This window comes from Microcystis sp. M_OC_Ca_00000000_C217Col (assembly GCF_007095585.1).
In the GTDB taxonomy this organism is placed as follows: Bacteria; Cyanobacteriota; Cyanobacteriia; order Cyanobacteriales; family Microcystaceae; genus Microcystis; species Microcystis panniformis.
In genome coordinates this window covers 1-11,273 of record NZ_SFBV01000068.1, presented here as the reverse complement: position 1 = coordinate 11,273, position 11,273 = coordinate 1, and the positions used below count along the sequence as shown (strand labels likewise).

The following is an 11,273-nucleotide window of genomic DNA, read 5'->3' as shown; positions in this document are numbered from 1 at the left end:
TGACAACAGATAGTAGGGGGTTTTGTTCAGAAAAGAATTCAAATTCGGCCTTGAACGAGTAAAACTTTCTAGGAAATAAGGTTGAACATGAGATTTTTTCGACTTGTTCAAAGTGGCCGGAGGGCATCCGGACACTCAAAACGGACAGTCAGACTTAAGCAATTAAGCGTTTTTCGCTATCTGCGTCAACCCCATTGACGCGACCACCCTAAAAAAGTGGCGTGGTGAGGAATCGCCGTCCGTTTTACGGCGGCGAGGATGTCAAGTCCCGATATTGCGGTGATGTTAGCTTGGATTGAACAGGCAAAAATCCTCACCAGAGAGTTAAAATAAGCCCTATCTCCGATAATTTTGGCATAAATTAGCCAAAAGTAGTGCCATTCCATCCCCAAAGATCACCTTTCGCCTCGGCAAATTCTAGATAAATGCGATTTTTCGGTATTCCTAAATAAGCCTCAATTTCTTGACAAAAATCACTACTCATGCTTTTAGTTTGAGCGGCGGAAATAGAACCAACACTTTTAATCTCCACATAACACACCGGCTCAAAAGTACCAGCAAAAGTCATTTTTATCCCCGATTCTAAAGCTGTCATCACATAGGATTCGGGTTTTCCCAGATGTTTAGCTAATTTAGCCGAAAGACTCTGCAAAAGTTGATTAACCGTCTCATCATCGAGGGAGGTGACAGAAGTTTGAATTTTAATTAGAGGCATAGAAAAAATCTCAGCAATATTTTTCTATAATATAACAGTTTTGATGGCAATCACAGATATTCTTTTGCTGCAGAAGGCTTCAATCATCCAATCCTTGGGGAATTATGAATTATGAATTGGGGAGTGGGAAGTGGGAAAAAAACTGAATGTCATACTAAATCCTGTTATTAAAAACTGATTATTTATTTCCCCTTTTGCTTCTTGCATGAGTGCCTCGTCTCATAACTAGCCTGTACTCAAGGGATTTAGTATCAGCATTCATCCCATCGCTAAAAGCGAGGGAATTCTGCTGACACTAAGTTAAAAAGAATACACGGCCGTTTTGATATTTTGGTAGTTATCATCTAGGTCTGATTCTAGGAGAATAATCGCAGTAATTCTTCTAGTCATCTCGCTTACTTCCTGCACTTCTGCGATAGTTAATCCCCGTCCTAATAATTTTTCCTCGCGATAACTTAGCCATTTTTTAATGACTTGATAACCCCCGATGGTATATTCCCAAACCTGGGCCGGTATATTTTGCCAATAGGCTCGATCATTGAGATAAATATCATAGGTTTTGGTTCCTAATAATTTTCGCATTTCTGGACTAATTACGCTCATTTCTGCGGTTGTATATTGTCTGGCGATCGCTTTTCCTTTACCCGGCATTGTCACGCCATTTTTACCCCCGTGTCCCCAACCGACGTTAATAATTAAATCCCCCTTATCTGGGTTTAAATTTCCCCCATCAGTGCAGGAAATCAAGGCGATTTTTTGCAGTGCAGGGGTCGGTTTTTTGGTGACTCCTATAACGGGGTTTTCTGTGTCTAAAAGAGATGCGATCGCTTGTCCTAGTTGGGCAGATTTAATTAATAATTCTTGGCTATTGGGAAGGGGAATCCTTGGGAAGTCTTGACGAATACCATCGGCATTTTCCCCAAGATACAAGGTAGAGTACCCAATCGCTAACGAGTGCAGCCAAATTAAGGAAGCATTCTCGATATTTTCATCAAGATTATTAATACCCAGTTGATTTAAGTATTGACGAGATTTTTCCGAGAGATTAGCTTTTATTGAAGGACTATTAAAGTTACCGGAATCGAATAATTTTCCTTGAGTATTATCTTCTGTATTCACCTTCTCTAAATTTTGACGTAATCGTATAGGAAAATAATAAGCATGACCTCTTTGAAAATCATTATCTCCTAACAATTGTGTATAACATATTGGTATTCCTTCAGGATTAGCAACTCCTGCTGGACGACTCATAAGAAATGAATTTCCTTCCCAACATTGTGACCATAAATCAGGTCTGGAACGATTCCATAAAGGACTAATCTTGCTGTAATAACACCATCTAACTTCAAAAGGTCGAATTAAATAGCGTATAATGTTATTTTGTTGAAAACCTTCTGATTTTTGAACTTTTAAGCGTACTTTTTTGGCTTCAAATCCACTAGCATCTTTCGTTAATCCAGTTTTTAATGTTTTAAGTTCTTCCCATGTTATCGAAGTATCATAATACATTTTAATTCTTTTTTCTAAACTTGATTTATCAATATCAATTAATGCTCCTCCCCTTTTTTCCATTAATCCATTGCTAGGTGGTTCTTTACATAAATCTGTTAACTTTGGCCATGCTAAATAGTGAGAGGAAACATCGGAGGGACGGAAAGAATAACGATTAGATTGTTCTGGGTTAGAGACTTGATAAAAAGCATCAAAATCTTGATTTTTTAAGCTTTCTAAAAGTTGTGACCTTCTTTCAACTGCTTTAGCTGCATCAATATCATCTCGAAATAAGACCTTAGTTCCTTGCTGAGAACTATTTTTCAACCAAAGAGAAATCACCACTCCCTGTTGAATTCCTGCTGAGAATCCAGGTATTGAGAAAATTGTCTCACTGGTTCTACCATCGGGTGCATATTCAGAAATTTTGCGATTTCCGTGCATATTTTCGATCCAGAACTTATTGAAATTCTTTAATAGATTCTGTCTCAAGACAACAAAAGAAGGTTCACTAACCCAAGAATAGTTAGAAACATAACAAACAACCCCTTTACCGGTATTTTCTGAAATACATCTTTCCGCTAAACGGAAAAAGCGCACATAAAAATCATCCAAATTAAACTTTTTAATCCCCCAATCGGAGATTAAACCCTGTTTATACACTTCCACTAAACCTGCTTCTTCTGCGGGACTGGTTCCAGCAAAAGCATTGTAGGGAGGATTACCAAGAATAACTAAAATCGGTTTACCGCGCTTAACTTCATCAGCTGCCTCTCGTTCCTTATTTAACTCCGGAAAACTTAATTGTAGCTGTTGAATTTTCTGTTTACTTTCCTCATCGGGAGGTTGCCAACCGGTTAAAGCATTCGTCAGATAAACCCCCACCCGTTCGCTATCTTCTATTAAAGGTACACCCAAACTTTGCAAAAATAAACCTAATTGTAGATGAGCGACGACAAAAGGAGCAGTTAAAATCTCGAAACCGAAAATTCTTTCTATGGCTGCTTTTTTCACCAAAGCCATGGCTAAAGCACCCGCGCCATTTTCCTGTAAAGTATCGGTAATATAGCGCAAAACCTCGACTAAATAAGCACCGGTTCCACAGCAAGGATCGAGAATATAAACATCGGGATTAGCTAAACCGTCCTCAATATTTAATTCTTCTCGTAAAACTCGATCGACTCGCGCTACCATATAGCGAACAATTTCCGGAGGAGTGTACCAAACTCCCAATTCTTTGCGTAAATCCGGATCAAAAGCTTGCAAAAATGGTTCATAGAAATACTGTACCGCTTGTCCCTCATCGAATTGACGAAAAAATTCCTCCCGTCGCACTCGATTTAAAGCTGCACCGGTCCAATTCAAAACTTCTACTAATCCCAAAGATTTTAACTTACTCGGCGCAGCGATCTGCTCGAATAGGATCGCTAACATGGGAACATGGAGATGGTGGGCTGCGGATTTCCAATCGAACTTATCCTCGCGATTGAGGTTTTCCTTGTGCCATAATACCCAAGCAGAAAATAAACCATAAAAGAGGGTTTGCACGAGGGTAGAACGAAAAAATTTATTTCCCTGTTCCTGTTCAAATTTGATACCTAGAGCATTTTCTAAAGCTTGACGAATATTGGCCAGAGCGGGAAGATCCGAATGATGTTCTAAGCGTGCTTTTGCGTCCCGCGCATAGGAAGCAAGAAACCAAGCAACATCGGCCGGTGAGGTGATAGGAGCCGCCTGTAAAAGCACTCTCTTTAGGTATTCTAAGAGGCTATCACCCTGTTCGGCGGCAAATTTGGATGGATTTGAGGTTTTAAGCCAAAACTCGGCTTCTGACGGGGCTAAACTATAGGCTTCTAATTCTACCGGTTGACCTTGGCTATTGCGACCGATGAGCAGAAAATCGCGATAATTGGTGACTAATACTTGACCGTATTTTTGCCAGTATTTTTGTACTTGCTCGCTGGCGGCGATTTTTTTGATATCTTCTTTGGTTCCCTTAATCTCGATCGCGCCTCTTTCGGGAAAAATCGCCGTAAAAGGCTCTAATTCTTGATTTTTGGGGAATTGATCGACGTTAAAAAGTCCCCCGTCCGGCAATCCCGCACCCTGATTTCTGAGGTTGATAATGCAGCGCACTCGCGGTTTTAGGGTTTTACCGATTTCGTTAAGGAGAGTTTCGAGAGTGCCGTAGTAGGAGGTTTCTTTTACTGCTGCTTGGGAGGAGTGGATTTCGTGCAGGTTGCGAAAATAATTGACGAGGGGATTCATTAGACCTCTTGTGAAAACTAAAAATTGTTGTTAGGGTTAGGCTTCGGCCGTCAGGAGAATTAAGAATGAATAATAATCAATGTTAGGCGTTTGCTTACTGTCCCTCTCTACTCGCACTTAGAAATTAATCGAATGGACAGGGAGTAAGAGGCTCAGGATTATTCTTCCAAGAATACTCTCTACTCGCACTTAGAAGTTAATTGAATGGAAAGAGCTTCTACGGTACAGTGAAAGTTAACGTTACTTTTGGAAAAACCTAATCCCATGAATCGTCGTGAATTTGTTGCCCTCGTTGGTGTTGGCGGAGCCATGGCCTGCGCCCCAGAAATCCTAGGGACGGCTACCGACCAAGAGATGACCCCGGCCCAAGCGGCGGATGGCTTTGTGAAAGTGACAGGCATTACCCTCAAAGAATTGGAAGCCAAAGGCAGTTTTCTAGATAAAAAATCCCCAGTTGGCTCCTTGCTCCTGATCTGGGAGAAAAATACGAAAAAGATCAGTGCAGTAAACCCGACTTGTACCCATGAAGGCTGTACGGTGAAATGGAATACTGGCGCACAGATTTTAGCTTGTCCCTGCCATCCGGGAAAATTTACCGCCACTGGGGTGGTCACGAATAAACCCCCAAAACGCAATCTAAGCACCTATCAAGTCAAGGTCGAAAAAGACGTTATTTTTGTGAAAAAAGCTTAACGGGGTTGACGTAATACCATGCCTTTGGTGACACGGGTAGAATTAGTGACTCTCTACTCGCACTTAGAAATTAATTGAGTGGCATCGATACCCAATTAGGTTACACTTCATCTTAAGAAAGGCTGTCACCAGCGATGGTATATTTTGGCCATAGTATAGCTCGCTAGTTTAGATTTGTTCAATTGGAGAAATAAGATTAGATAAAATTTCGTTCCATTTTAATTTATGAATAGTTTGTAATTCCGAATCTATTTCAATCAGATGGGAATAGGTATTGACAAATTCTTCTGGAGATGATATCAGTCTCAGATAATATTTAATTGTCGGTATAATACCATTGGTGATTATTTGACAACCATGATTGTTTTTGATAGTTTGAATCTCGGACATGATTAACTCCACTTCTGTGGGTTTAACATCAAACGATGATAGGATATAATATCTTCTCGGATTAAATTTAATAATTTTATCTTTGGCAATTCGGAGAATTTGTAAATCAATGTACTTACCATGCTTAATTTCAATAACTTCTACTAATTGTTTATTTTTATCAAAAATCTCAATATCTCCTGCACTACCAGAAGTTAGATCAGAAGCTGTGTGACTGCCTAGGGCTTTTAAGGTAAGGATACTCTAGAATTGGTTTCAAAAATATGTTTCTTAATGGCAATAGCCAACTCTTGAATCATGGGAATACAAACCGAATTACCCACCTGTTTATAAGACTCAGCTAAGTTAGGATGAATTTGAAAACTATCGGGAAACTTCATCAGTCGATAGCATTCTTGGATAGTTAATTTACGCACCTGATCTTGTTCGGGTATATAAATAAAAAAACGTCCAGATGTTTCCTGAGATGGTATAGTAGGATGTACTCCATCGATCGAATAAATTCGGTTAGGTTGATGATGAACCCGGGATAAATGTTCTGTATTTGGTCTGATACCTTTTTTCCAGATAGTTTTATTGCGATACCCGACAAAAATTAATCCTGATGGTTGTAAGGTAGGATTATCAATGAGAGTATATTCTTTTTTATCTAAGTATTCAAAATTGCCTTGAGGAGACAGAAAATCCCGTAACTTAGGTATTGGTGAAGTATATTTTAATGAGTTGAAATTAAATTTTTTATTTTGGGTAGCAATAATAATAATTCTTTCTCGATTTTGCGGCACACCAAAATCCTTGGCATTTAAGAGCTTATAATCAACTAAATAACCCAGTTCTTCCAAAGAACGCAAAATAATATCTAAGTTTTTGCCTTTGTCGAGGTGAATTAGGTGTTTAACATTTTCCAGAAGAATTATTTTCGGCTTTTTTAATTCGACTATTTCGCAGATGGGAAAAAATAGAGTTCCCCTTGTATCTCTAAACCCGGCTCGTTTTCCAGAAATGCTAAAGGGTTGACAGGGAAATCCTGCTGTCAACACTTCAAAATCAGGCAGGTCATGGATAGCAATTGTTCTAATATCTTGATCGGGAATTTCTTGAAAATTATTGAAATATACTTTTCGACAGTTCTCGTCTATTTCACAAGAATATACACAGTCATAACCAACGCTCTCAAAAGCTAATCTAAATCCTCCAATACCAGCAAAAAGATCGATAAATCTGAGTTTTTCGTTTGTCATTGCAAAATTATGACACCAAAGATATAGCGGTGTGCAGTCGTATGAGGTACAGTGTCACGAGCTATAAACCATGCTAGGCAAAGCTTGGTTTGTATCTCACTCAAGCGCTTACCGCTATAGCCAAAGTGAATATATCCTAATTTTAGCAAAAGATAGTTTAGGTTTCGGTTCCCTTTTAGATACTGAATTAGATTCAGCTTCAACACTTTTTACTGATTCTACCATCTTTCTATAGGTTTGTCTATACACGCCGAAACGGCGTTTGAACTGTTCATCTGATAAGTTTTGTTTGATAATCCATAATTTTCCTGATAAACATAGCAAAATTATAGATGATTTCCTGACCTAAGATCACATTTTATTCTTTAAAAAAATTATAGCGGTGTGCAGTCGTATGAGGTACAGTGTCACGAGCTATAAACCATGCTAGGCAAAGCTTGGTTTGTATCTCACTCAAGCGCTTACCGCTATATGCAAGAGGTCTATTTTAAATAGGTGGCAGTTTAGGGGGAACTGGAATAGGTGTACAAGCTGCCCCACCCATGACCGTCAGTTTATTGGCGTTGCAGACGTTCCAACGCGGCCACCAGCGCATCCACCTCAGCCTTAGTATTGTAGAAAGCCAAGGAAGGGCGCACCGTTGCCTCTAGACCAAAGCGTCGCAGAATGGGTTGAGCGCAGTGATGGCCTGCCCGCACGGCAATCCCTTCCCGATTCAGGGCCTGTCCAATGACTTCCACATCAAATCCCTCCAGCACAAAGGAAAGCACGCCGGCCTTATCGGCCGCCGTCCCAATCAAACGCAGGCCCGGGATGGTTGTCAGTCCCGCAGTGGCGTACTCCAGAAGTTCATGCTCATAATTGGCAATGGTGGTCAAACCAATCTGCTGAACATAATCCAAGGCCGTCCCTAAGCCAACGGCATCGGCAATATTGCCCGTCCCGGCCTCAAAACGAGTGGGAGCCGCCTGATACACGGTACGCTCAAACGTCACATCCACGATCATGTTGCCGCCGCTTTGCCAGGGAACCGTGGCATTCAACAGGTCTTCTTGACCATAAAGTACCCCGATCCCTGTGGGACCAAAGACTTTATGTCCGGAAAAGACGAACCAATCACACCCTAATTGTTGAACATCGATCGGAATGTGGGAAACCGATTGAGCGCCATCTAACAAGACTTTAGCCCCGACCCGATGGGCTAAGTCAATAATTTGTTTAGCCGGGGTAATGGTTCCCAAGGCATTGGAAACATGGGAAAAAGCCACCAGTTTTGTGCGGGAGTTGAGTAATTGTTGGTACTCTGCCAGTAAAATCTGCCCGTGGTCATCCACAGGGACAACCCGCAATTTTGCTCCCGTTTGGGCGGCTAGTTGCTGCCAAGGCACAATATTGGCATGGTGTTCTAGATGGGTGAGGACAATCTCATCCCCCGCTTGCAGGGTTTGTTGTCCCCAGCTTTTTGCCACCAGATTAATGCCTTCCGTTGTCCCCCGCACGAAAATGATTTCGTTGGCAGATGAGGCATTGAGAAAACGGCGTACCGTTTCTCTGGCCGCTTCGTAAGCATCTGTGGAGCGAGCCGCTAATTCATGGGCGGCACGATGCACATTGGAATTTTCATGGCTGTAGAAATGAACGAGGCGATCGATGACTGCTTGGGGCTTTTGAGTTGTTGCGGCGTTGTCGAACCAGATCAAGGGTTTGCCATTCACCCGTTCTTGCAGGATGGGAAAATCCCGGCGAATGGTATGAACATCAAAGAAGCTAGGTCGTTGAACGCTTCGCCCGCTTGCCTGGGGGACAAAAAGGGGATCGATCCCCGGGACTTGAACAAGCTGGCCCGGTTTGGCCACTACCGCCGGAAGGTCGGGGATTTTTGTTTCTAACTCTTCGATGAAGTAGAAAGAGGGGGTGGCTAAGGGTACAGTAAAGGGAACTGTGGGCCGTTCGCCCACAGCAGCCGGGGAAGTTGCGGGGGTGGATGGCACCAGATCATCCCGGTCTGTACTCAACCCCTTGGCCCGCGACGCTCCAAGGTCGTGCCGTTGTAGTTCTTGAATTATCGTCTGGGCGAGATGCTCAAGAAGGTCAGGTTGGAATAAGGGGTTAAGAGAAATGTTCTCGACCTCAGTTAGGGCAGTGGTGGGCGGGGATAGAGCGGGTAGATTCCCCCCCGCCTTTTCAGGGATCAGTTCAGGGTTAGTCATAGTCGTAGATGTGGTATTGGTTGACATCAACGTTCTCCAGTACGGCCGCCGCATCGTCGGTCAACACTGCCAACGAACAGTAGAGGGAGACCAGGTAAGAGGAGATCGCCTTGCGACTAATCCCCATAAATCGCACCGACAAACCAACTCCCTGTTGACCGGGTAAATTGGGCTGATAGAGACCGACCACCCCTTGACGGCTTTCTCCTACCCGCAATAACAAAATATTGGTTTTGCCTTGCTCATTCACGGCCAACTTATCGGAAGGAATCAAAGGCACGCCTCGCCAGGTAATAAACTGAGACCCGAATAATGACACCGTGGCAGGGGGTACACCCCGTCGGGTTGCTTCTCGTCCAAAGGCAGCGATCGCTTTGGGATGGGCGAGGAAAAATGCCGGTTCCTTCCACACCTTGACCAGCAACTCATCCAAATCGTCCGGCGTGGGCGCACCATTGCGAGGTTGCACTTTCTGGGAATCAACAATATTGTTCAGCAATCCGTACTCATGGTTGTTGATCAACTCATTTTCTTGACGTTCCTTCAGCGTTTCAATCGTCAGGCGCAATTGTTCATGGATCTGATCGTGGGGACTGCTGTAGAGATCGGACACGCGAGTGTGAACATCCAGTACCGTATTCACCGCACTCAAGAAATACTCCCGGGGGGTCTCTTCGTAATCCACAAAGGTTTCGGGCAGCTCCCGCTCGTCTCGTTCAGAGCAGGCCACCTCAACCCGGGAAGCATCCCTGACTTTGTTGAGACGATAAATCCCCGCTTCAACGGGTAGCCAATGCAAGAGGCGAACGAACCACCGGGGTGAAATGGTCAATAACTGAGGAACGGTCTTCGTGGCATTGGCTAACTGCCGAGCGGCAGCATCTCCCAAAGCCAGTTGTAATTCATGATCTTGGGTATAGGTCATTGAGTTAAATCCTCCAATTCAAAAAAAAAAGTAACAAAGCGACTGTCATGGCCGAACATTCACAGCCCGGACAGCCCCTCAAATTCCAGAGCCGTCATCAAACATTTCCTGTCGTAGTTGAGCCTGGGAGATAAAACCCCCCGGCGGCACACTGCGGGTTAACCAAACATTTCCACCGATGGTGGCGCCCCGACCGATAGTTACCCGACCGAGAATCGTTGCACCTGAGTAAATCACCACATCATCTTCAATAATCGGATGACGGGCTTGACCTTTGATTAAACTGCCCGATTCGTCCCGGGGAAAACTTTTCGCCCCGAGCGTGACCGCTTGGTAAAGGCGCACGCGATCGCCAATCACCGTGGTAGCCCCAATCACCACCCCCGTCCCATGATCGATAAAGAAACTATTGCCGATCGAGGCGCCGGGGTGAATGTCAATCCCCGTTAAGGAATGACCAATTTCACTGATAATCCGCGCCAACAGGGGCGAGTCCAACCGATACAGGGCATGGGCAATGCGGTGATAAGTGATGGCCGTTACCCCGGGATAACAAAACAACACTTCATCTAAATTTCTGGCTGCCGGATCACCTCGATAGGCCGCAGTGATATCCGTTTCCAGTAGAGCTTTCAGATGGGGTAATTGAGTGGCAAAGGCTTGTACCGTCCCTTGGGCGTGTTTCTCAATCTGGTCTGCCGACCAGTGCAACTGTGACCCCAGCAACCACTGTTCGCGACAAACCTGATGATGCAGCAGTTGCAGGACTTCATTGAGGGTATGACCGATAAAATAGCGGCTGGATGTTTCGCCTAAATCGGGATTGCCAAAGTGATAGGGAAAAAGAACGGCACGCAGTCGATCGACAATCCGAAATAAGGCCTCACGGGAGGGCAAGGGGAAATGGCTTCGTGATTGAGACCAACTGTGGAACGACTCGCCACGAGGTTTGGACAATTGAGCGATAATTTCATCAAGATCCAAGGACAGGGTCGGTTGGGAGAGAGCGCTGGAACTGCTCGGATACTCGCTCGTCATGGGAAATTTTGGGTCTGAAACCCCGCCGTAGAACGGCGGCTTTACGTTAGAATTAAAAGGCCAGTCTCGAAAACCAAGTGGACGGCGCAGCACCTGGAAAACTCGGCTTAGGGGGTTCCGACCAGAAAAGCTTGGCCGGGTAAAAAGTCGCGCGCAACAAGTACAAGAAGCTATAGGCGGTCCACGTACCGTGGGACACACGGAATCGGGCTTCTGAAATGGGGCGAAAGTCTGTGGACTCTGTGTAAGACAGTACATGGTTTTTTAACTGTGGTATGCGACGGTGGTGGAAGCAGAAACTT

Annotated in this window: 9 protein-coding genes and 1 pseudogene; 1 reads left to right on the top strand and 9 read right to left on the bottom strand. The window is 43.9% G+C overall.

Annotated features, from left to right (window positions below; genetic code table 11):
- Positions 1-185: 185 nt before the first annotated feature.
- From EWV66_RS03985 to EWV66_RS03975, 3 genes are all read right to left on the bottom strand, one after another.
- The gene (locus EWV66_RS03985; RefSeq protein ID WP_043999471.1) at positions 186-386 is read right to left on the bottom strand and encodes a hypothetical protein; all 201 of its coding nucleotides are present in this window, start codon (positions 384-386) and stop codon (positions 186-188) included.
- The gene (locus EWV66_RS03980) at positions 362-715 is read right to left on the bottom strand and encodes a phenylpyruvate tautomerase MIF-related protein (RefSeq protein WP_002734736.1); all 354 of its coding nucleotides are present in this window, start codon (positions 713-715) and stop codon (positions 362-364) included. The genes EWV66_RS03985 and EWV66_RS03980 overlap by 25 nt, the downstream gene beginning before the upstream one ends.
- A 300-nt stretch (positions 716-1,015) precedes the next feature.
- Positions 1,016-4,474, bottom strand: coding sequence for a type ISP restriction/modification enzyme (locus EWV66_RS03975; protein ID WP_287107081.1), 3,459 nt, complete (start codon positions 4,472-4,474; stop codon positions 1,016-1,018).
- Between the two features lie 264 nt (positions 4,475-4,738).
- On the opposite strand from EWV66_RS03975, the gene EWV66_RS03970 reads away from it, so the two are divergent.
- Positions 4,739-5,167, top strand: a complete 429-nt coding sequence (locus EWV66_RS03970) for a QcrA and Rieske domain-containing protein (protein ID WP_052277782.1) — start codon at positions 4,739-4,741, stop codon at positions 5,165-5,167.
- A gap of 168 nt (positions 5,168-5,335) precedes the next feature.
- Here EWV66_RS03970 and EWV66_RS03965 read toward each other — a convergent pair whose 3' ends face one another.
- The 6 genes and pseudogenes from EWV66_RS03965 to epsC all read right to left on the bottom strand — a co-directional run bounded on the left by EWV66_RS03965 (position 5,336) and on the right by epsC (position 10,971).
- Positions 5,336-5,557, bottom strand: a complete 222-nt coding sequence (locus EWV66_RS03965) for a hypothetical protein (RefSeq protein WP_287107080.1) — start codon at positions 5,555-5,557, stop codon at positions 5,336-5,338.
- 227 nt (positions 5,558-5,784) lie between these two features.
- Entirely contained in the window at positions 5,785-6,798 is a 1,014-nt protein-coding gene (locus EWV66_RS03960) for a DNA cytosine methyltransferase (protein ID WP_287107079.1), read from the bottom strand.
- Positions 6,799-6,948: 150 nt separating this feature from the next.
- Positions 6,949-7,117 (bottom strand): annotated as a pseudogene (locus EWV66_RS03955) (IS5/IS1182 family transposase); the annotation flags it as partial.
- A 235-nt stretch (positions 7,118-7,352) separates the two neighbouring features.
- Entirely contained in the window at positions 7,353-9,008 is a 1,656-nt protein-coding gene (locus tag EWV66_RS03950; protein WP_287107078.1) for a family 2A encapsulin nanocompartment cargo protein cysteine desulfurase, read from the bottom strand.
- The gene (locus tag EWV66_RS03945) at positions 9,001-9,933 is read right to left on the bottom strand and encodes a family 2A encapsulin nanocompartment shell protein (protein ID WP_002786081.1); all 933 of its coding nucleotides are present in this window, start codon (positions 9,931-9,933) and stop codon (positions 9,001-9,003) included. The genes EWV66_RS03950 and EWV66_RS03945 overlap by 8 nt, the downstream gene beginning before the upstream one ends.
- A gap of 78 nt (positions 9,934-10,011) precedes the next feature.
- Entirely contained in the window at positions 10,012-10,971 is a 960-nt protein-coding gene (gene epsC / locus EWV66_RS03940; RefSeq protein ID WP_287107077.1) for a serine O-acetyltransferase EpsC, read from the bottom strand.
- Between the last annotated feature and the right edge of the window lie 302 nt (positions 10,972-11,273).